We start from the raw sequence: 21143 nt of genomic DNA on the forward strand, positions 1-21143 counted from the left end.
GGCTCCGTGGCCGAATCGAGACAACTGGTCCGAAAGGCCAGGAAATGGGCGTTGACCTGCGGTGATGGACCCGAGGGGTGGCCGGGAGGTCTAGACGGGCTGGCAGGGGAGAGGCGGCGCCCGCCCGAGGCGTCCGTGCCAGGAACCGCGCACAGGGGTGCCCGGCGTGGCCCCCTTCCACAGGCCGCGTCGCGGTCGAGGCGTGCCCGGCCGGCCGCGGGCAGCCTGGTCGCAGGAGGTGCGCGGTGGAGCAGGTGGACGCGAGGGGCCCGACGTCGGGGGAGCACAACCGGGCGCTGGGCCGCTATGGCGAGCGGTTGGCCGAGCGGGAGCTGGTGGCGGCGGGCATGGTGGTGCTCGATCGCAACTGGCGATGTCCCGAGGGAGAGCTCGACCTGGTGCTGCGCGACGGCCGGGTGCTGGTGGTGTGCGAGGTGAAGACCCGCAGCTCGGTCGCGTTCGGCACGCCGCACGAGGCGGTGACGCCCGACAAGCTTGCCCGGCTGCGGCGACTGGCGGCCCGGTGGCTGAGCGCACACGACGTCTCGGCGCCGGAGGTGCGGGTGGACGTGGTGGCGGTGCTGCGACCGCGGCGCGGGCCCTCGGTGGTCGACCACGTGGTGGGGGTGGGGTGATGCCCTTCGCGACGTCGTACGCCGTGGCGCTGCAGGGGTCGTTGGGCCACTTGATCGAGGTGCAGGCCGACGTGAGCGCCGGCATGGTCGGGACCACGGTGGTGGGCCGGGCCGACGTGGCGCTCAACGAGGCCCGCGACCGGTGCCGGATGGCGGTGCTCAACAGCCAGCTGGCGTGGCCGTCGACCCGGCGGGTCACCGTGCTGCTGTCGCCGGCCGACCTGGTCAAGCGCGGCACTCACTTCGACCTGTCGATCGCGGTCTCGGTGCTGGCGGCGGCCGACGAGCTGCCCCGGGTGTCGCTGGCGGGCACCGTGTTCGTCGGTGAGCTGACGCTGGCCGGCGGCCTGCGCGCGGTGCCGGGGGTGCTGCCGATGGCGCTGGCCGCGGCGGCACGCGGGATGCGCCGGATCATCGTCCCCGAGCCGCAGGCGGCCGAGGCGGCGATGGTGCCGGGGCTGGAGGTCCTCGGGATGCGCTCGCTGGCCCAGGTGGCGGCCGAGCTCCGCGGCGACAACGTCCCCGAGGCGCCGCCGGTGGCGCCGATGTCCGGCAGCCGGCTGCTGGCCTGGCGCGGCCAGGACCGACTGGAGGACCAGGACCTCGCCGACCTGGCCGGGCTCGACGACGCGAAGTTCGCGGTCGAGGTGGCCGCCGCGGGCGGGCATCACCTCCTCCTCTCCGGTCCCAAGGGCTCGGGCAAGACGACGCTCGCCGAGCGGATCCCGACCCTGCTGCCCGACCTCCTGCCGGAGGAGGCGCTGGAGCTCACCGCGCTGCACTCGCTGGCCGGTGCGCTCGAGTCGGGCGACCCGGTGCTGGTCCGGCCGCCCTACTCCGCGCCCCACCACGACGCCAGCAAGGCCAGCCTGCTCGGTGGCGGCACCGGCGTCGTCCGGCCGGGCGAGATCAGCCGTGCCCACTGCGGGGTGCTCTTCCTCGACGAGTTCCCGCTGTTCCGCGCCGACGTGGTCGAGGCGCTGCGGCAGCCGCTGGAGAGCGGCGAGGTCACCATCGCCCGGGGATACGACACCGCCACCTATCCGCCCGCGGCATGGTGGTGCTGGCCGCCAACCCGTGCCCGTGCGGCAACTTCCACCCCTCCGCCGCGGTGAGCCGATGCACCTGCGCGGAGGTCGCGCGGCGCGACTACCGCCGCAAGCTCGGTGGGCCGGTGCTCGACCGGGTCGACATCACCCGGCACCTGGAGCCGGTGCCGGTCCACGAGACCAACGACCCCTGCCGTCAGGGAGACCTCGGCCCAGGTCCGGGCCCGGGTGACGGTCGCGCGGGAGCGACAGGCCGAGCGCTACGCCGACGAGCACTGGCGCCTCAACAGCCAGGCGCCCGGCCCGGCGCTGCGGGCGCGATGGCCACTGCCGACCGACGCCCAGGCAGCCGTCGACGACGAGGTCTATCACGGCCGGTTGAGCCGCCGCGGCGCCGCCCGGGTGCACCGGCTCGCCTGGACCGTGGCCGACCTCGCCGGCCTGCCCGGCCCCGGAGCTCGAGAGGTGCAGACCGCGATCGCCCTCCGGCTCGGCAGGCCGCTCGGTCGACTCCTTGCGGAGGGCCGGGTGACGCCGCCGGGTGGGGACGGCGCCCCGACGCGACGGCAGCCGCCGAGGCCACCGCAGCCGCCGCGGCGCTCGAGGAGGAGCGGCTGGCCCGGGCGGCCCTCAACCGGCTGGCCGAGCCCGGTGACCCTCGGCTGGCGGCCGTGGTGGCCGAGCTCGGGGCGATCCGGGTGCGCGACCATCTGCTGGCCGAGCGCGACCTCCAGGGTCTGGCCACCGACGTCGCCGGCCGGCTCGCCTCCTCGACCCGGCGGCCGACCTCGAGCGGGCTGCCCGCCAGGGCATCAGGTTCGTGGTCCCCGGCGACGACGAGTGGCCGGCACAGCTCGATGCCCTGGCGGCCGCCGAGCCGTTGCAGGGCAGCGGCGGGCCACCACTCGGGCTGTGGGTGCGCGGCCCGCTGCCCACTGACCGGCCTCGCGCGCTCGGTGGCCGTCGTGGGCAGCCGGTCGGCGACGACCTACGGCACGCACGTGGCCGGCGAGATCGCCGCCGGACTGGCTCGTGACGGTCAGGTGGTGGTGTCCGGAGCGGCCTTCGGCATCGACCAGGCCGCCCACCGCGGCGCGCTCGGCGGTGGTGGCGCGACGGTGGCCGTGCTGGCGTGCGGCGTCGACCGGGCCTACCCGGCGGCCCACCGGGCGCTGCTCGACCACCTGGCCGAGCACGCGGCCGTGGTGGCCGAGACCCCGCCCGGGTGTGCCCCGATGCAGCTGCGGTTCCTGTCTCGCAACCGGCTGATCGCCGCGCTGACCGGCGGCACCGTCGTGGTCGAGGCCGCCGTCCGCAGCGGCGCCCTCAACACCGCCAACTGGGCGGCTCGACTGCACCGCCCGGTGATGGGCGTGCCCGGGCCGGTCACCAGTGCCCCCTCGGAGGGCGTCCACGAGCTGGTCCGCAGTGGCGCGGCCACTCTGGTGACCAGGGCCGCCGACGTGCTCGAGCTGGTCGGTCCGGCCGGTGAGCACCTGGTCGAGGCGAGGCGGGCACCGAGCACCGCCCGCGACCGCCTGCCGCGCCGCGACCGGCAGGTCCTCGACGCGGTCCCGGTCAGGCAGGCCGCGGCGACCGACGCGATCGCCAGGACCGCCGGGCTGGGCCTGGTGGAGGTCCGCAGCACCCTCGAACGACTCGCCGCCCGGACGCTGGTGGTGGGCTCTCCGCAGGGATGGCGGCTGGCCCCCGACGCGCGGGTCCCACGCCAGGAGGCGTCCGCTTCCTAGACTCCCTCCATGACGTCAGCCGGCGCCGCCGAGGAGCAGGCGGCCGCCTCACCCGACCTGCCCGAGGCGATGGCCGGGGTGCTCGCGGCCTATGAGCGGCACCTGCGGGTCGAGCGCGACCTGACCTCGCACACGGTGCGGGCCTACGTCGGCGACATCCACAGCCTGCTCGACCACGCCGGCCGGCTGGGTCTGGCCGAGCCCTCCGAGCTCGACCTGCGCACCCTGCGCAGCTGGCTGGCCAAGCAGCAGACCACCGGTCACTCCCGGACGACGCTGGCCCGCCGGGCGACCGCCGCCCGGGTCTTCACCGCGTGGCTGGTCCGCACCGGCCGCGCCGCGACCGACGCCGGCTCGTCGCTGGGCTCACCGAAGGCGCGGCACCCGCTGCCCGCGGTGCTCCGGGTCGACGAGGCCACCGACCTGGTCGCGCACGCCATCGAGCTGGCCGACGAGGACGGTCCGGTCGGGCTGCGCGACGTGGCCGTCCTCGAGCTGCTCTATGCCACGGGCATGCGGGTCGGCGAGCTCGTGGGCGCCGACGTCGACGACGTCGACCACGACCGCCGGGTGATGCGGGTCTTCGGCAAGGGACGCAAGGAGCGCACCGTGCCCTACGGCGCGCCCGCGGCGGCGGCGCTGGCGGCCTGGCTGCGCGAGGGGCGGCCGCAGCTGGCCATCGCCGGCTCGGGGCCGGCGCTGTTCCTCGGGGTGCGTGGCCGCCGGCTCGACCAGCGTGCCGTCCGGACGCTGGTCCATGCCCGGGTGGCCGCGGTGCCGGGGGCGCCGGACATCGGCCCGCACGGCCTGCGGCACACCGCGGCCACCCACCTGCTCGAGGGCGGCGCCGACCTCCGCAGCGTGCAGGAGCTGCTCGGCCACGCGTCGCTGGCCACCACGCAGCGCTACACCCACGTGAGCACCGACCGGCTGCGGCGGGCCTACCAGCAGGCCCACCCTCGCGCCTGACAGGGGGACCCTGGACGCGCCGTGGGGGAGCGGGCCGACCCCGCCAGCGGCAGCAGCCGCACCGGGCCGAGCCCGACGAGGCGCAGCGGGTCGAGGTAGTCCTCACCGCGGATCCAGCCCCAATGCAGGCACGCCTGCGGTGGGCAGTGGGAACCGACTGCCTCGAGCCGGCCCAGCCGCTCGCCGCCGGCCACCCGCTGGCCGACCTCGACGTCGGCCACCACCGGCTCGTAGGTCGTCTGGGTGTCGCCGTGGTCGACCACGACCACGCCCCGCCCGGCGAGACGCGCGGCGTAGCTCACCCGACCGGGCAGTGCGGTCCTCACGACCTGCCCCACGTGACCGGCCAGGTCGACACCGCGGTGGCCGCGACCCCAGGGCGACGACGGTGGGTCGAAGCGGCGCACCACCTCGGGCTCGGGGCGCAGCGGCCACTCGCCGACCGCCGTCGTCTGACGGCTCGGCGGGGCAGACCAGCCGCCGGACCAGCCGGCAGGCTGGCCGACGGGCTCGGGATCGCCGTCCCCGGCGGCCGGCGCCGGCCAGAGCAGCACGGGGCCGAGCAGCAGGCTCAGCAGGGTGAGGGCAGCGCGTCGGGACATGTCCTCAGCCTGCGCGTCGGGTGCTCCGGGGGCACCCCGCGCGGACGCGGGCTGTGGACAGCGTCTCCCGGCCCGGCCGCCGGGACGGAAACCGGCACAGGACGTCTCCTCGGCGCCGGTCCGCGGGCGATTCGCGACCGGCCGGGCTCTGGACTACCATGGCCGGAGCGGTCGCCCCCGGGCGTCCGACTTCGCACGCACACAGACCACGACGGTTCCGCGGATACTCCTGTCGGAGCCGACCGCCCGTGGGCGTCGATCCTCAGTCCAGGCCGAGCCAGCTCGGTCGGGTCGGGTCGCGCGTGAGCGTCAGGGCCGGCAGCACCCGCTGACCGGCAGCAACTGAAAAGCCGCGGACGCGGCCCGGCGGTGTGCCCACCGTGCGGTCCGGCCCGCCCACACAGGAGAGACCCCATGGCCGTCGTCACCATGCGCCAGCTGCTCGAGAGCGGCGTTCACTTCGGGCACCAGACCCGTCGCTGGAACCCCAAGATGAAGCGCTTCATCATGACCGAGCGCAACGGCATCTACATCATCGACCTGCAGCAGTCGCTCGCCTACATCGACCGCTCCTACGCCTTCATCAAGGACACCGTCGCCCGCGGCGGCACCGTGATGTTCGTCGGCACCAAGAAGCAGGCCCAGGAGGCGATCGCCGAGCAGGCGACCCGCGTCGGCATGCCCTACGTCAACCAGCGCTGGCTGGGTGGCATGCTCACCAACTTCCAGACCGTGCACCAGCGGATCAGCCGCCTCAAGGAGCTCGACGAGATCGACTTCGACAACGTCGCGGGCAGCGGCCGCACCAAGAAGGAGCTGCTGCAGCTCAAGCGGGAGCGCGACAAGCTCGAGAAGACCCTCGGCGGCATCCGCGAGATGACCCGTACGCCGGCCGCGGTCTGGGTCGTCGACACCAAGAAGGAGCACCTGGCGGTCGAGGAGGCCCGCAAGCTGCGGATCCCGATCATCGGCATCCTCGACACCAACTGCGACCCGGACGAGGTCGACTTCCCGATCCCGGGCAACGACGACGCCATCCGCGCCGTCGCGCTGCTCACCCGGGTGGTCGCCGACGCCGTCGCCGACGGCCTGATCGCCCGCTCCGGCGCCAAGACCGGCGACGGTGAGGCCGCCATCGGCGCCGAGGAGCCGCTGGCCGAGTGGGAGCGGGAGCTGCTCGAGCAGTCGGCCCCGGCCGAGGCCCCCGCCGAGGCGCCCGCCGAGGCTCCCGCGCAGGCTGCCGACGCCGAGGCCGCCCCCGAGGCCGCCCCCGAGGCCGCCGCGGCCCCCGCGGCCTTCGCCGACGTGGCCCCGGTCGAGGAGACCGCTGCCGAGGAGACCGCTGCCGAGACCTCTGCTGAGGCCCCCGCCGAGGAGCCCCCTGCTGAGGCCGCCGACGAGGCTCCCGCCGACGGTGGCTTCGGCCCCGACTCGGCGGTCGCGCCCGAGGACGGCTCGGCTCCCGAGGGCTTCGAGATCAAGGGCAACAAGGACTCGATGAAGTTCCACGCCCCCAGCAGCCCGTGGTACGCCCGCACCAAGGCCGAGGTGTGGTTCCGCACCGCCGAGGCCGCCGAGGCGGCCGGCTTCGTCAACGCCGAGACCAAGGCCTGACCCGGCGGGCGGTGCGGCCCTCGGGCCGCTCCGTGCCGCCACCGGGCGCCTTCCCGGCGTCCCGTCCCCTGCGAGGAAAGAAGACAGATGGCGAACATCACCGCCGCCGACGTCAAGAAGCTCCGTGAGCTGACCGGCGCCGGCATGATGGACAGCAAGAAGGCCCTGGTCGAGGCCGAGGGCGACTTCGAGAAGGCCGCGGAGCTCATCCGGGTCAAGCTCGGCAAGAAGATGGCCGAGCGAGGTGCCGAGCGCGACGCCGCCGCCGGCCTGGTCGCCGTCGTCGGCGGCGCCATGGTGGAGCTCAACTGCGAGACCGACTTCGTGGCCAAGGGCGAGGAGTTCGTGGCCGCCGCCCAGCAGATCGCCACCGCCGCCGACCAGGCCAAGGCCGGCGACCCCGACGCGGTCAAGGCCGCGTCGGTCGGGGACCGCACCGTCGCCGAGCTGGTGGAGCACCTCGGCATCACCATCGGTGAGAAGATCGAGCTCGGCCGGGTCGCCTACTTCGAGGGCCCCGTCGTCTCCTACCTCCACAAGCGCGCGGCCGACCTGCCGCCCGCCATCGGCGTCCTCGTCGAGTACGACGGCAGCCAGGGCGGCGCCGACGGCGCGGCCAAGCAGATCGCGGCCATGCGGCCGACGTACCTCTCCCGTGACGAGGTGCCCGCCGAGGTGGTGGCCAAGGAGCGCGAGCTCGCCGAGGCCACCTCCCGCGAGGAGGGCAAGCCCGAGGCGGCGATCGCCAAGATCACCGAGGGGCGGCTCAACGGCTTCTTCAAGGAGGTCGCGCTGCTCGACCAGCCGTCGGTGACCGAGAGCAAGAAGTCGGTGCAGGCCGTCCTCGACGAGGCGGGCACCACCGTGAAGCGGTTCGCCCGGTTCGAGGTCGGCGGCTGACCCAGTAGGGTGCACGCAAGACTTCGCTAGCCACGTGAGGGGGCCGGTTCGACGATGACCATCATTGCCGGGCCGGCCCCTTCCGCTACCTCCGGACGGGCCGCTCTCGGCTGACGGCGTACCCCTCCACCGCACCCGCCCCGGCAACCAGAAGGGAACCTGCGTGACCACCTACCATCGCGTCCTCCTCAAGCTCTCGGGAGAGGTGTTCGGCGGCGGCAGCATCGGGGTCGACCCCGACGTGGTCCAGAAGATCGCGAAGGAGATCGCCACGGTCGCCCGGTCCGGCGTCCAGATCGCGGTGGTCACCGGCGGCGGCAACTTCTTCCGCGGCGCCGAGCTCCAGCAGCGCGGCATGGACCGGGCGCGGGCCGACTACATGGGCATGCTCGGCATCGTGATGAACTGCCTGGCGCTCCAGGACTTCCTGGAGAAGGAGGGCGTCGAGACGCGGGTGCAGACCGCGATCACCATGGGGCAGGTCGCCGAGCCCTACGTCCCGAGGCGCGCGATCCGGCACATGGAGAAGGGCCGGGTCGTCATCTTCGGCGCCGGCATGGGGATGCCGTTCTTCTCCACCGACACGGTGGCCGTGCAGCGGGCCCTGGAGAGCCGGTGCGACGTCGTCCTGGTCGCCAAGAACGGCGTCGACGGGGTCTACAGCGCCGACCCCAAGAAGGACCCGAGCGCCACCAAGTTCGACGAGCTGACCTACGACGAGGCGATCGCCCGGGGCCTGCGGATCATGGACCAGACGGCGTTCGCGCTCTGCGGGGAGAACAAGCTGCCGATGGTCGTGTTCGGCATGGAGCCGGAGGGCAACATCCTCCGGGTGGTGCAGGGTGAGAAGATCGGGACGCGGGTCAGCGCCGGCTGACCGGGCGGCGAGACGAGAGCAGGAGCAGTCGTGATCAACGAGATCCTCAACGAGGCCGACGAGAAGATGGACAAGTCGGTCGAGGCGACCCGTGAGGAGTTCGCGGCGATCCGGGCGGGCCGCGCCCACCCGAGCATGTTCAACAAGCTCACGGCGGAGTACTACGGCACCCCCACGCCGCTGCAGCAGCTGGCGTCGTTCACCTCGCCGGAGCCGCGGATCATCCTGGTCGCGCCGTTCGACATGACCGCGATCGGTGCCATCGAGAAGGCCATCCGAGACTCCGACCTGGGCGTCAACCCCGCCAACGACGGCAGGGTGCTCCGCTGTGTCTTCCCCGACCTGACCGAGGAGCGCCGCAAGGAGTTCATCAAGGTCGCCAAGCACAAGGCCGAGGAGGGGCGGGTCTCGATCCGCAACGTACGCCGGCACGCCAAGCACGACCTCGAGCAGCTCGACAAGGAGGGCGAGGCGGGCCAGGACGAGGTCGCCGCGGCCGAGAAGCGGCTCGAGGGGATGACCAAGCAGCACACCGACAAGATCGACGACCTGCTCAAGCACAAGGAAGCCGAGCTCCTCGAGGTCTGAGGCCCCGAGATGACCGCCACCCCGCCCGCGACCGACCACGGACGCGCGGGCCGCAACCTGCCGGCCGCGGTCGGCTCCGCCGTGGTGCTGCTCGCCGCGATCGCGGCGTCGCTGGCGTTCTGGAAGACCGCGTTCATGCTGATCGTGGCCGCCGCCGTGGTCGTGGCCGTCTGGGAGCTGCGCCAGGGCATGGCGGCCAAGGACATCGACCTGCCCGAGCAGCCGCTGATGATCGGCGGTGTGGCGATGGTCTTCGTCGCCTACTTCTTCGGTGCCCCCGCGCTGGTCACCGCCACCGGCGTGGCCGCGTTGGTGATCATGCTCTGGCTGCTGCGCCGCGGGGTCGACGGCTACGTCAAGAACGCCACCGCGTCGGTGTTCACGCTGATCTATGTGCCGTTCCTGGGCTCCTTCGTCGGGCTGCTGCTCGCCGAGGGGGGCGCCGTCGACTTCGACCGCTGGGACGACGGGGTCCGGGGGATCCTCACCTTCATCCTGGTGACCATCGCCTCCGACATCGGCGGCTACGCCGCGGGCGTCCTGTTCGGCAAGCACCCGATGGCCCCGGTGATCTCCCCGAAGAAGTCCTGGGAGGGCTTCGCCGGGTCGGCGGTCGCCTGCCTGGTGGTCGGCTGGCTGTGCGTGGTCTATCTCCTCGATGGTGACTGGTGGGTGGGCCTGCTGCTCGGAGCGATCGCGGTCTGCATGGCCACCCTGGGCGACCTGTGCGAGTCGGTGATCAAGCGCGACCTCGGCATCAAGGACATGAGCCAGATCGTCCCCGGCCACGGTGGCCTGATGGACCGGCTCGACTCGCTGCTGGCCACGGTCGCTCCCGTCTGGCTGACGCTGCACTACCTGGTGTTCTGAGCGACCGGTCGGCGTCGGCCGCGCCGTCGTCCGGATTCGCCGTCAGCGGCCCCCGGGCACCTACGATGGACGGCATGGACCGCAGTCCCGCCACCGAGCCCGAGGGCCCGCTCGTCGTCGCCGACGACGCCGAGGCCCCGGCGTACTCCGAGGCGCCGCTGGCCGTCACCGTCGGCGAGGAGCCCGACGCGGCGGAGCCGGCCGCCCACCCCGACTGGTGGCACCGCGACCACCCGACGTTCACCGCGATCGCCGGCTTCTTCTCCGGGCTGGCCTTCGCGACCGTGGTCCCCGGCCTGTTCATGGCGACCATCCGCTTCTTCGCCGACGACAGCACCGCGGAGCGGACGGCCGAGGAGGCCTTCCCGTTCGTGCTGCTGTTCCTGGTGATCCCGATCGGGATGATCGTGTTCCCGCAGTCGCGCCGCTTCGGCAGCTACATGATCTTCGGGATCGTGGTGGCCCTGGCCGTGGTCGTCGGCGTCGGCACGTTCGTGTTCTGGCTGATGATCAAGTACGCCTCCTGACCATGAGCGAGCGTCCACCCCTGCCGCTGGTCTTCGACGAGCCGCGCGGCCGCACGAAGCCACCACGTCACCTCGCCGACCTGACCGCCGAGGAGCGCGCCGCCGTCGTGGCCGACCTCGGGCTGCCGGCGTTCCGGGCGGGCCAGCTGTCCCGCCACTACTTCACCCGGCTCACCGACGACCCTGCCGAGATGACCGACCTGCCCGCGGCCGGCCGCGAGGAGCTGGTGGCCTCGCTGCTGCCGGCGTTGATGACCCCGGTGCACACGCTGGAGGCCGACGCCGGGACCACCCGCAAGACCCTGTGGCGGCTCGGTGACGGCTCGCTGGTCGAGTCGGTGCTGATGCGCTATCCGGACCGGGTGACCATGTGCGTCTCCTCGCAGGCGGGGTGCGGCATGGCCTGCCCGTTCTGCGCGACCGGGCAGGGCGGGCTGCAGCGCAACATGTCGACCGCCGAGATCGTCGAGCAGGTCGTCGCGGGCGCCCGCTCGCTGGCTCGGGGCGAGGTGCCCGGCGGGCCGCCCGGGTGTCCAACGTCGTCTTCATGGGGATGGGCGAGCCGCTGGCCAACTACAAGGCGGTGCTCGGCGCCGTCCGCCGGCTCACCGACGCGGCACCCGACGGGCTCGGCATGTCGGCCCGCGGCATCACCGTCTCGACGGTCGGTCTGGTGCCGCGCATCCGCCAGCTCGCCGAGGAGGGCATCCCGGTCACCCTCGCACTGTCGCTGCATGCGCCCGACGACGAGCTGCGCAACGAGCTGGTGCCGATCAACACGCGATGGACGGTCGGTGAGGCGGTCGACGCGGCTGCCCACTACTTCGCGACCACGGGCCGGCGGGTGTCGATCGAGTACGCCCTGATCCGGGACATCAACGACCACGGGTGGCGGGCCGACCTGCTGGCCGACGTACTCCTCGCGGCCGGGCCGCGTGGGTGGGTGCACGTCAACCTGATCCCGCTGAACCCCACGCCCGGCTCGAAGTGGACCGCCTCCGACCCGCGTGACGAGCGGGAGTTCGTCCGCCGGCTCGAGGCCAAGGGAGTCCCGACCACGGTCCGCGACACCCGGGGCGGGAGATCGACGGCGCCTGCGGGCAGCTTGCGGCCACCGCACGCTGAGCCGCGCCCCGCCTGGTCCGCGGCCCGCTGAGCATCGCTACCCTCCTCCCATGTCCACCGCACGTCCCACCGGCACGGCGACGATGGTCGCCGCCGCCCTTGCCCTCGCCTGGGCGGTCTACGCGCTCCTCACGACGGTGTTCGCGCTCCGCCGACAGTGGAGCTACCTCGGCGACCAGACGCCGGCGTTCCTCGCGGCCGACGTGATGTGGTACGCCGGCCTGGCCATCGCGGTCCTCGGCGGTGTGGCCGGTGTCGTCGTCCTGGCCGCACGGCGCCGCACGGCGGGCGTGGCGCTGGCGGCGGCGGCTCTGGTGAGCTGCCTCCTGGTCGTCGCGGCGAACGTCGTCTATCTGTCGGTCGCCCAGTCGAACGGCTATCTCGACATGGACTCGCTCACCTACGTCAGCTGGCCGTTCGGCTTCCCGCTCGATGTCGGCTTCGTCGTCGTCGGGCTGGTCGTGGCGGTGCTGGCGTTCATCCCGGGGGTGGCCCGAGCGCCGCCGCGAGCGGGGTCGCTCCACGGTCCATCCCGGCCGCGGCCGCGTGGCAGCCCGAGCCCGCCGCGGCTGCGTGGCAGCCCGAGCCCGCCGCGGCTGCGTGGCAGCCGGAGCCGGCCGCGGCTGCGTGGCAGCCCGAGTCCGGCCGCGGCCGCCGCTTCGGCGCCCGAGCCGGAGGCGTTCTTCGTCGTGGTCGACGGTCAGCCCTACGGTCCCTACGACTGGGTCCAGCTGCGTGGCTTCGTGCACACCGGTCAGATCACCGACCAGTCGGTGATCCGCCGAGGCAGCGGGCTGGAGCAGCCGGCCCCCGAGGTTCCCGGCCTGCTGGGCTGGACCCGCTGGGCCGACCCGCTGGGCCGACCTGCTGGGCGGGCCGGTCAGCGCAGGACCAGGTCCGCGGCCTCGTCGACGGAGTCGACGAGGTGGACGTGCCGCTCCATCGGGAGGCCGGTGGCCATCCGGCGCAGCGCCGGCCAGGCCGGCACGTCGTGGGTCCAGTGCTCGCGACCCACCAGCACCATCGGCGCCACCGACGACTCGTCGGCGTAGTAGTTCTCGCAGGCGTCCTGGAAGATCTCCTGCACCGTGCCGGCCGCGCCCGGGAGGAACACGATCCCGGCGTCGCACACCTCGAGCAGGATCGCCTCGCGGGTGGCGTTGCGGAAGTACTTCGCCACCGAGGTCGCGAACGCGTTGGGTGGCTCGTGTCCGTAGTGCCAGGTGGGGATGCCGAGGGACTCATCCCCGTCGGGCCACCGCCGGAGCACCTCGAAGGCCGCGCCGACCCAGGCGTCGACCGGCCGGAACTCGGGTACGCCGGCCACCACACCGAGCGCGTCGGCCAGGTCGTCGGCGGGCCGCCCGGCGAGGTAGGCGCCCAGGTTGGCCGCCTCCATCGCCCCCGGTCCGCCGCCGGTGGCGACGACGCGGGCCGCGCCGAGCCTGCGGCCCAGCCTCGCCGCGTCGGCGTACGCCGGCTCGCCGCGGCGAACCGCGTGTCCACCCATCACGCCGACCAGCCGGCGCCCGCGCACCCAGGCGGTCAGGGCGTCGTCGACCGCGTGGTCGTGCAGGGCCTGGGCGAGCGTCAGGTCGACCGTCGAGGGCTGCCGGGACCACGCGTAGGCGCGGGCGTCGAGGGAGTCGGCGTAGCGCTCGGTGTCATAGAGGTCCTCGGGTGAGTACAGCGAGGCGCGGTAGACGTCGACCGGTGAGCCGGGCACCTCGGGGAACACGACCGCGCCGCGGGCGCGCACCGACTCCTCGTCGGCGGGCTCGAGCCGGCAGCCGAGGAACAGCGCCCCTCCGACCGACAGGTCGCGCAGGACGGCGCCGCGCTCGCGAAGGTCGAGGTTCTGCAGGTGCCACCCGGAGAGCGAGCCGGCGCCGGCGGCGACCCGACGGTCGAACTCCGCCAGCGTCTCGACCTCGATCGAGCGCCCCCGGGTGCGTCGCATGGCGGCAACCTACCTCGCGGGGGCCAACCGCTAGCTAGCGGCCGATCCGCGGGAAGACCCGCTCGCCGCGGCGCCCCACGACGGTGTCGACCGGGAAGTGCTCCGCGACCGCGACCACCCGGGCGAGGGCCTCGTCGACATGTCGCTCGGCGTCGTCGCGGGTGGTGCGGTCGGGGTCGATCCGGCCACGGTCCTCCAGGGCGCCCCGCACCGCCAGGCGGGCGTCGGACTCCGCCAGTGCGCTGTCGACGACCAACGCGGTCGTGGTCGCGGCGCCGGACCCGAGGCCGGTGAAGGTCCGGAGGCAGGCGCAGTCGTCGTCGAGGTGCAGGTGGCCCTCGCCCGGCTCCTCGATCAGCACCAGCTCACCCTCGACGCAGCCGTCGAGGTCGTCCTCGACGCGGCCGTTGGTCCGGCCGGTCGCCACCAGCAGCCGCACGCGCGCTCCCTTCCGGTGGGTGGAGGTTCATCATGTTATGTGGGCGAAGCGCCGCTTCACACGGCCTGTTCACCACGAGAAGCGACGGTTCACCTGCTTCACATGGTGAAGCGCCAACCCGTCAGAACGCCCGCGCCACCAGGTCGCCGAACAGCTCGTGCTCGTCGACGTCCAGTCCCCGCGCGCGGAACCAGCGCACCACGTTGGCGCAGTCGCGCATCAGGAAGTCCAGGCCGCTGGGGTTGCCGGCCAGGTCGACCACCTGAGGCAGGTCGATCAGCACCAGCCGGTCACCCGCCGCCAGGATGTTGTACGGCGACAGGTCACCGTGGACCAGTCCGGCGCCGACCATCAGGCCCATTGCGTCGCGCAGCTGCTCGAAGTAGGACCCGAGCAGGGGAGCCGACGGGCGGGTCTGGGCGAGCCGGGGCGCGGTCTCGTCGTCGTGGGTGATCCACTCCATCAGGATCTCGGTGCCGTCGATCTGGACCGGGTAGGGCACCGGAAGCCCCAGCGTCCAGAGTCGCTTGAGCGCGTCCCACTCCGAGACGGCCCACTCCCCGGCGGCGACGACGCGGCCCCAGGTGCTCTTGCGCTTCAGGGCGCGCTCGTCGCGGGAGCGCTTCATCGAGCGGCCCTCCGTGTAGGTCGCCGACCGGTGGAACGCGCGGTGCTCCGGCGACCGGTAGCGCTTCGCCGCCATCACGACACCGCCGTCGGGGTCGTGTGGGTCGGCCCGTTCGAGCAGGAAGACGTCGGCCTCCTTGCCGGTCTTGAGGATCCCGAGCTCGGTGTCGATCGCTCCTTGCGAGGTCACCACCCAGTCGGGACGGGGCTCGGGACCACGGGAGAGCGGCTCGACCTGCAGCCAGGTCGACCACCGCTGGGACGGGTCGTCGAGGTCGTCGTAGGCCCGATAGTCGAAGGCGAAGCCCGGGGCGACGGGACCGGGCTCGTCGGGCGGAAGGTCAGGGAAGAGGCCCGACAGCTGTGCCGGGTCGAGGGGTGAGGGCTGGCGCCCCCAGGGCGAGGTCATCGCGGGTGCTCCTGGAAGGTGAGAGAGGGGTGGGCTGCGAAGGCAGGCCAAGGACAGCGATGGTCATGTCCCCTCCTCTCACCTGGGCGCCGCCGCGGGCGCCTCCCGGCCATCGTCGCGGCGCGTCGGGCGCGAGGGCAACCGGTTTTCGAGCGGTCTGGCGGTCCGCTCCGCGTGCTCAGTGACCGCCCAGCAGCGGTGCCATCGCCCGCGCGATCAGGCTCGGGCGTCCGGTGACCCGCTCCTCGGTGTCGGCGAGGGTCATCGCCCGCAGCCCCGCGTTGGCGCCGAGCCAGCGGAGCGGCTCCGGCTCCCAGCGGCGGGACCGGTGTCCGACCCACGGCAGCCGGGTCAGCTCGGTGTCCTCGCCGAGCACCAGGTCGCGCAGGGTCCGGCCGGCCAGGTTGGTGGTGGCGACGCCGTCGCCGACGTACCCGCCAGCCCAGCCGAGGCCCGTGCTCCGGTCGAGCCCGACCGAGGCCATCCAGTCGCGGGCGACGCCGAGCGCGCCGCCCCACGCGTGGGTGAAGCGGGCGTCGTGCAGCACCGGGAACAGCTCGACCAGGGTCTGCCTGATGGCTGCATGGACCGTCTCGTCGTGGTCGAATCCGGGCCGGGTCCGCGAGCCGTAGTGGTACGGCGCTCCGCGGCCGCCGAACACGAGTCGGTCGTCGGCGGTCCGCTGGCCGTAGATGATCAGGTGCCGGTGGTCGGAGAAGGTCTCGCGCTCGCGCAGCCCGATCTGCTCCCAGGTCTCGGCCGGCAGCGGCTCGGTGGCCACGACCAGCGAGTAGACCGGTGCCACGGCTCGCCGCTGGCCCGCCAGTGACGCGGTGTAGCCCTCGGTCGCGCGGACCACCACGTCGGCCCGCACCACGCCGTGCTCGGTGACGGCGCGGCCCGGCTCGATGGCCTGCACCCTGGTCTGTTCGTGGATGCTCACGCCGAGACGCTCGACGGTCTCCGCCAGCCCACGCACCAGACGGGCGGGGTGCAGCGCGGCACAGTCAGGGGTGAAGGTCGCGCCCAGCGTCCCCTCGGCCGCGAGCCGTTGCCGTGCGGCAGGACCGTCGAGGAGCCTCAGCTGGTCCTCGCCGCGCCCCCAGGACCGGGCGTGCTCGACCTCGGCCCGGGCCGTCTGCAGCTGGGTCGCGCTGCGGGCCACCACGAGGGTCCCGCCCTTGGCGTAGTCACAAGCGATCGACTCCGCCGCAGCCACCCGGCCGACCTCGTCGACGGTGTCGCGCATCGCCTCGTGCAGTGCGATCGCCCCGTCGCGCCCGGCCGCGGAGACCGTGGCCAGCCGGTCGGCGGATGCCGGGAACAGCGCCGAGCACCAGCCGCCGTTGCGGCCGGAGGCGCCGAACCCGGCGACCTCCGCCTCCAGCACCACGATCCGCAACGACGGGTCGGCGCGGGCCAGGTAGTAGGCGGTCCACAGGCCGGTGAAGCCGCCACCGACGATGGCCACGTCGGCCTCGCGGTCGCCGGGCAGCGGCGCACGCGGGGTCCACGACCGGTCGGGCGCCTCGTGCCAGAGGCTCAGTCGCGCGTAGTGCCCCTGGCTCGTCAGCGCACACCCCACGAGTAGGTCTGCTTCTTCAGCTTGAGGTACATGAACGTCTCGGTCGACTCCACGCCCGGCACGGTGCGGATCTTCTGGGAGATCAGCTCCAGCAGGTGGTCGTCGCTCTCGCACACCGCCTCCACCAGCAGGTCGAAGGAGCCGGCCGTGATCACGACGTAGTCGACCTCCTCCAGGCAGGCGAGCCGTTCGGCGATGTCCTCGAGAGGGCCGTTGATCCGGACGCCGATCATCGCCTGCCGCGCGAAGCCGAGCTCGAGCGGGTCGGTGACCGCCACGACCTGCATCACGCCCGCCTCGATCAGCCGCTGCACCCGCTGGCGTACGGCGGCCTCGGAGAGCCCGACGACCTTGCCGATGGCGGCATAGGAGCGCCGCCCGTCCTGCTGCAGCTGCTCGATGATCGCCTTCGAGACGTCGTCGAGTGGCGCACGTGTGCGGTCCCCGCGAGATGACCTGGTCATGGGTGGATCGTGGCAGCCGGACGGGGGTAGGTCAAAGATGTGAGCCCCGTTACGCGCGGATTTCGTCGTTCATCGAGGTTTGGGCAAGCGATTTCCTTGTGATTCACCCATCGGTCATGTCAGGCTGCGTGCGATCCGAGTGGCAGGGGAGGTTGTGGTGGCGGACTCACCCATCGGGCCGAGTCGGCGAGGCGTGCTCAAGGTGGCCGGCGGTGCGGCCTTCGCGGGGCTGAGTGTGGCGGCTCTCAAGCTGCCGTTCTTCGGCGTCGCACCGGCGATCCAGGAGGCCGGGCAGTGCCTGGGGACCGACGTCTCCGAGACCGACAAGCGGCTGATCATCTCCAACTGGCCGGCGTACATCGACCCGCGCAAGAAGAAGACGTCGACGTTCAACGTCTTCCAGGAGCGCTACGGCATCACCGTCGACTACACCGACGACGTCAACGACAACGCCGAGTTCTACGCCAAGGTCAAGAACCAGCTGGCCGCCTGCCAGCCCATCAACCGCGACATCATGGTGCTCACCGACTGGATGGCCGCCAAGATGATCGGCCTCGGCTGGATCCAGCCCCTCAACGCCGCCAACATCCCCAACGTGACCGAGCGGCTGATCCAGCCGCTCCGGGACCGGGCCTGGGACCCCGACCTGACCTACCACGTGCCCTGGCAGAGCGGCCTGACCGGCATCGCCTACAACGCGAAGGTGACCGGCGAGGTCGGCTCGTTCGAGGAGCTGATCAGCCGCGACGACCTCAAGGGCCGGGTCACGCTGCTCACCGAGATGCGCGACACCATGGCGTTCATGCTCAAGGTCGTCGGCGCCGACCCCGACGAGTTCGACCAGAGCGAGTGGGAGAGCGCGATCGACCGGCTCCGCCAGGCCGTCAACGACGGGCACATCCGGTCCTTCAACGGCAACGACTACCTCAACGACCTGGCCTCCGGCAACATCGCTGCCTGCGAGGCGTGGTCGGGCGACGTCATCCAGGCCTCGCTGGAGAGCCCCGACATCAAGTGGGTCGTGCCCGAGGAGGGGCTGTCGCTGTGGAGCGACAACATGCTGGTGCCCAACCTCGCCACCCACCAGACCAACGCCGAGCTCTGGATGAACTACTACTACGAGCCGGAGGTGGCCGCGAAGCTGGCCGCCTGGAACTGGTACATCTGCCCCGTCGAGGGTGCCGAGAAGGCGATGGAGAAGGTCGACCCGAGCCTGGTCGGCAACCAGCTGGTGTTCCCCGACGCCGACACGCTCGCCAACACGTTCAGCTTCATGTCGCTCGACGAAGCAACAGCCACTGCGTACGAAAGGGACTGGGCCGATGTCCAAGGCGGCTGAGGAAATGACCGCGACTCCCGACTCCGGCGCGTTCGACGGGCTCCGGCTCCGGGCGCTCACCAAGGAGTTCGCGAGCTTCACCGCGGTGAAGTCACTCGATCTCGACGTACCCACCGGGTCGTTCTTCGCCCTGCTGGGTCCGTCCGGCTGCGGCAAGACCACCACGCTGCGGATGGTGGCCGGGCTGGAGGCGCCGACCGGCGGGACCATCACGCTGTCGGGCAAGGACATCACCCACGACAAGCCCTACCAACGGCCGGTCAACACGGTGTTCCAGAACTACGCGCTGTTCCCGCACCTCGACATCTTCGAGAACGTCGCCTTCGGGCTGCGCCGCCGCAAGCAGTCAGGCGTCGAGCAGCAGGTGAGCGACATGCTCGACCTCGTCGAGCTCACCACCCAGGCCCGCAAGAAGCCGGCGCAGCTGTCCGGTGGTCAGCAGCAGCGGGTGGCACTGGCGCGGGCCCTGATCAACCGCCCCGAGGTGCTGCTGCTCGACGAGCCGCTGGGCGCCCTCGACCTCAAGCTCCGGCGTTCGATGCAGATCGAGATCAAGCGCATCCAGACCGAGGTCGGGCTCACCTTCATCCACGTCACCCACGACCAGGAGGAGGCCATGACGATGGCCGACACCGTCGCGGTGATGAACCAGGGGGTGATCGAGCAGATGGGCTCGCCGTCCGAGCTCTACGAGAACCCGCGCACCACCTTCGTGGCCAACTTCCTCGGGCAGTCCAACCTGATCGAGGGGCGCCTCACCGGTCGCAGCGCCGACCTGGTGACGGTCGACATGCAGGGCATCTCGGTGTCGATCCCGGCCGACCGGTCGCATGCCGACGGAGAGCTCGGCTGGGTGGGCATCCGTCCCGAGAAGGTGCTGATCGGCGATCCCGGCGAGGAGCTCGACGCACCCGGCAACAGCATCCCCGGCGGCGTCGTCACCGATGCCAGCTTCGTGGGCGTCAGCACGCAGTACCTCGTGCGGATGCCCTGGGGACAGGAGCTGCAGGTGTTCCAGCAGAACACCGGCCACCGCAAGATGTTCCGCGCCGGCGACCCGGTCGAGCTGTCGTGGCGGCCTGAGTACGCCTTCCTCCTCGACCACAGCCAGTCGGCCGACGCCGGCGCACAGAAGGTCGACGCGTCGTGAGCGACCTGGTCCGCAAACGCGGCAGGACCGGCTATCTCCTGCTGCTGCCCGGCGTCGCCTGGCTGGTCATCTTCTTCCTGATCCCGTTCTACTCCCTGGTGGCGGCGAGTCTGTTCGACCCGAGCGGGTCGGACGTCAAGGGCTACTCGATGACCTACCACTTCGAGAACTACACCGACGCGCTGCAGAACTACTGGCGGCCGATGGTGCGGGCGCTCGTCTACGGCGGCATCGCGACGCTGCTGTGCCTGCTGCTGGGCTACGTGCTGGCCTATGCCATCGCCTTCAAGGCGGGCCGCTGGAAGAACCTGATGCTGGTGCTGGTGATCGCACCGTTCTTCACCAGCTTCCTGGTCCGCACGCTGTCGTGGAAGCTGCTGCTGGGTGATGACAGCCTGATCGTCAACACCCTCAAGACCCTGCACCTGCTGGGCCCGGACGGCCACATCCTGGCGACCCCGGTGGCGGTGATCGCCGGTCTGACCTACAACTTCCTGCCGTTCATGGTGCTGCCCCTGTTCGCCAGCATCGACAAGATCGACTACCGGCTGATCGAGGCCTCCAACGACCTCTACGCCAACCCGATCACCGGCTTCTTCAAGGTGACCTGGCCGTTGTCGCTGCCCGGCGTGGTGTCGGGCACGCTCCTCACCTTCATCCCCGCGGTGGGTGACTACATCAACGCCGAGCTGCTGGGCTCGACCAACACCCGGGTGATCGGCTCGGTGATCCAGAGCCTGTTCACCGACGCCAACGACTACCCGGCGGCGGGTGCCCTGTCCGTGATGCTGATGCTGATGATCATCGCGATGGTGCTGTTCTATGTGCGCCGCGCGGGGACGGAGGAGCTGCTGTGACCTGGTTGCGCAAGAACCTCGTCCTGATCCTCGGCCTGGCGGTCCTGGTCTACACCTTCATCCCGATCTTCGTGGTCGTGATGATGAGCTTCAACCAGCCGCCGAGCGAGCAGTCCAAGCTCTACAAGTTCAACCAGTTCACCCTCGACAACTGGCTCCACCCGTGCGCCGACCCGAGCATGTGCGACGCCCTCGGGCGCAGCATCGGCATCGGTCTGGCCGCGACCCTGGTGTCCACGATCCTCGGGACGCTGCTGGCCTTCGCGCTGGTGCGCCACGACTTCACCGGCCGGTCGGCGATGAACCTGCTGATCTTCCTGCCGATGGCGTCGCCGGAGATCGTGATGGGCTCCTCGCTGCTGGCGCTCTTCGTGGCCGCCGGCTTCGCCGGTCAGCTCGGCTTCTGGACGATCCTGATCGCCCACATCATGTTCTGTCTGTCGTTCGTCGTGGTCACGGTGCGGGCCAGGCTGGCCGGCCTCAACGACACCCTCGAGCAGGCTGCCATGGATCTCTATGCCACGCCTCAGCAGACCTTCTGGAAGGTCACCTTCCCGCTGGTGTTCCCCGGCATCCTGGGTGCGGCGCTGTTGGCGTTCTCGCTGTCGTTCGACGACTTCATCATCACCAACCTCAACGCCGGCAACACCACGACCTTCCCGATGTACGTCTGGGGCGTCTCGCGCAAGACCGTGCCGATGCAGATCAACGTGGTCGGCACCCTGATGCTGCTGATCTCGATCACCATCGTGCTGCTGGGCGAGTGGCGCAACAGCCGCCAGCGCAGGGCACTGGCCGGCTGAGCG

At 72.0% G+C, this 21143-nt stretch carries 19 protein-coding genes and 3 pseudogenes; 16 read left to right on the forward strand and 6 right to left on the reverse strand.

The genetic code is table 11. The features are described from left to right. Positions 1-245 precede the first annotated feature (245 nt). From R2740_RS05540 to R2740_RS05560, 5 genes and pseudogenes are all read left to right on the forward strand, one after another. On the forward strand, positions 246-635 hold the full coding sequence (locus R2740_RS05540; RefSeq protein ID WP_371301704.1) for a YraN family protein: 390 nt from the start codon (positions 246-248) through the stop codon (positions 633-635). Beyond that, a pseudogene (locus R2740_RS05545) lies at positions 635-1794 on the forward strand (YifB family Mg chelatase-like AAA ATPase); the annotation flags it as partial. The gene R2740_RS05540 and the pseudogene R2740_RS05545, both read left to right, overlap by 1 nt. A gap of 7 nt (positions 1795-1801) precedes the next feature. Further along, positions 1802-2161 (forward strand): annotated as a pseudogene (locus tag R2740_RS05550) (hypothetical protein); the annotation flags it as partial. Positions 2162-2355: 194 nt separating this feature from the next. After that, positions 2356-3435 (forward strand): DNA-processing protein DprA, encoded by a 1080-nt coding sequence (locus tag R2740_RS05555; protein WP_371301984.1) that lies wholly within the window; start codon positions 2356-2358, stop codon positions 3433-3435. 9 nt (positions 3436-3444) lie between these two features. Continuing rightward, positions 3445-4404 (forward strand): tyrosine recombinase XerC, encoded by a 960-nt coding sequence (locus tag R2740_RS05560; RefSeq protein ID WP_371301705.1) that lies wholly within the window; start codon positions 3445-3447, stop codon positions 4402-4404. Here R2740_RS05560 and R2740_RS05565 read toward each other — a convergent pair. Next, positions 4377-5006, reverse strand: coding sequence for a M23 family metallopeptidase (locus R2740_RS05565; RefSeq protein WP_371301706.1), 630 nt, complete (start codon positions 5004-5006; stop codon positions 4377-4379). The two genes, R2740_RS05560 and R2740_RS05565, sit on opposite strands and share 28 nt — an antisense overlap. A gap of 414 nt (positions 5007-5420) precedes the next feature. Here R2740_RS05565 and rpsB point away from each other — a divergent pair, with 414 nt between their 5' ends. The 7 genes and pseudogenes from rpsB (at position 5421) to rlmN (ending at position 11507) form a co-directional block, all read left to right on the forward strand. Beyond that, entirely contained in the window at positions 5421-6620 is a 1200-nt protein-coding gene (gene rpsB / locus R2740_RS05570; RefSeq protein ID WP_371301707.1) for a 30S ribosomal protein S2, read from the forward strand. An 87-nt stretch (positions 6621-6707) separates the two neighbouring features. Continuing rightward, complete coding sequence (gene tsf, locus R2740_RS05575; RefSeq protein ID WP_371301708.1) at positions 6708-7520, forward strand: translation elongation factor Ts; 813 nt, start codon at positions 6708-6710, stop codon at positions 7518-7520. A gap of 163 nt (positions 7521-7683) precedes the next feature. Then, positions 7684-8397, forward strand: coding sequence for a UMP kinase (gene pyrH, locus R2740_RS05580; protein ID WP_371301709.1), 714 nt, complete (start codon positions 7684-7686; stop codon positions 8395-8397). A gap of 33 nt (positions 8398-8430) precedes the next feature. After that, positions 8431-8985 carry a ribosome recycling factor gene (gene frr, locus R2740_RS05585; RefSeq protein ID WP_371301985.1) on the forward strand — a complete coding sequence of 185 codons (555 nt, stop codon included), beginning with the start codon at positions 8431-8433 and terminating at the stop codon, positions 8983-8985. Positions 8986-8994: 9 nt separating this feature from the next. After that, positions 8995-9855 (forward strand): phosphatidate cytidylyltransferase, encoded by an 861-nt coding sequence (locus tag R2740_RS05590; RefSeq protein ID WP_371301710.1) that lies wholly within the window; start codon positions 8995-8997, stop codon positions 9853-9855. A 74-nt stretch (positions 9856-9929) separates the two neighbouring features. Continuing rightward, a complete protein-coding gene (locus R2740_RS05595; protein ID WP_371301711.1) occupies positions 9930-10382 on the forward strand; it encodes a hypothetical protein in 453 nt (150 codons plus the stop codon). Positions 10383-10384: 2 nt separating this feature from the next. Then, a pseudogene (gene rlmN / locus R2740_RS05600) lies at positions 10385-11507 on the forward strand (23S rRNA (adenine(2503)-C(2))-methyltransferase RlmN). Positions 11508-12387: 880 nt separating this feature from the next. On the opposite strand, the gene R2740_RS05605 reads toward rlmN, so the two are convergent. The 5 genes from R2740_RS05605 to R2740_RS05625 all read right to left on the reverse strand — a co-directional run bounded on the left by R2740_RS05605 (position 12388) and on the right by R2740_RS05625 (position 16991). After that, entirely contained in the window at positions 12388-13467 is a 1080-nt protein-coding gene (locus R2740_RS05605) for an LOG family protein (RefSeq protein WP_371301712.1), read from the reverse strand. Between the two features lie 34 nt (positions 13468-13501). Then, entirely contained in the window at positions 13502-13906 is a 405-nt protein-coding gene (locus tag R2740_RS05610; protein ID WP_371301713.1) for a hypothetical protein, read from the reverse strand. 121 nt (positions 13907-14027) lie between these two features. Next, the gene (locus R2740_RS05615; protein WP_371301714.1) at positions 14028-14942 is read right to left on the reverse strand and encodes a serine protein kinase RIO; all 915 of its coding nucleotides are present in this window, start codon (positions 14940-14942) and stop codon (positions 14028-14030) included. Positions 14943-15120: 178 nt separating this feature from the next. Then, positions 15121-16527, reverse strand: a complete 1407-nt coding sequence (locus R2740_RS05620) for an NAD(P)/FAD-dependent oxidoreductase (RefSeq protein WP_371301715.1) — start codon at positions 16525-16527, stop codon at positions 15121-15123. After that, positions 16512-16991 (reverse strand): Lrp/AsnC family transcriptional regulator, encoded by a 480-nt coding sequence (locus R2740_RS05625; protein ID WP_371301716.1) that lies wholly within the window; start codon positions 16989-16991, stop codon positions 16512-16514. Before R2740_RS05625 ends, R2740_RS05620 begins: the two co-directional genes overlap by 16 nt. A gap of 157 nt (positions 16992-17148) precedes the next feature. On the opposite strand from R2740_RS05625, the gene R2740_RS05630 reads away from it, so the two are divergent. Genes R2740_RS05630 through R2740_RS05645 form a run of 4 tightly spaced genes read left to right on the forward strand, consistent with a single transcriptional unit; the run spans position 17149 to position 21140 of the window. Next, on the forward strand, positions 17149-18330 hold the full coding sequence (locus R2740_RS05630) for a spermidine/putrescine ABC transporter substrate-binding protein (RefSeq protein ID WP_371301717.1): 1182 nt from the start codon (positions 17149-17151) through the stop codon (positions 18328-18330). A 4-nt stretch (positions 18331-18334) separates the two neighbouring features. Next, entirely contained in the window at positions 18335-19480 is a 1146-nt protein-coding gene (locus R2740_RS05635) for an ABC transporter ATP-binding protein (RefSeq protein ID WP_371301718.1), read from the forward strand. Beyond that, entirely contained in the window at positions 19477-20337 is an 861-nt protein-coding gene (locus R2740_RS05640; RefSeq protein ID WP_371301719.1) for an ABC transporter permease, read from the forward strand. The genes R2740_RS05635 and R2740_RS05640 overlap by 4 nt, the downstream gene beginning before the upstream one ends. Continuing rightward, entirely contained in the window at positions 20334-21140 is an 807-nt protein-coding gene (locus R2740_RS05645; protein ID WP_371301720.1) for an ABC transporter permease, read from the forward strand. The genes R2740_RS05640 and R2740_RS05645 overlap by 4 nt, the downstream gene beginning before the upstream one ends. The last annotated feature ends 3 nt before the right edge of the window (positions 21141-21143 follow it).

The organism is Nocardioides sp. (assembly GCF_041393715.1).
Classification (GTDB): Bacteria; Actinomycetota; Actinomycetes; order Propionibacteriales; family Nocardioidaceae; genus Nocardioides.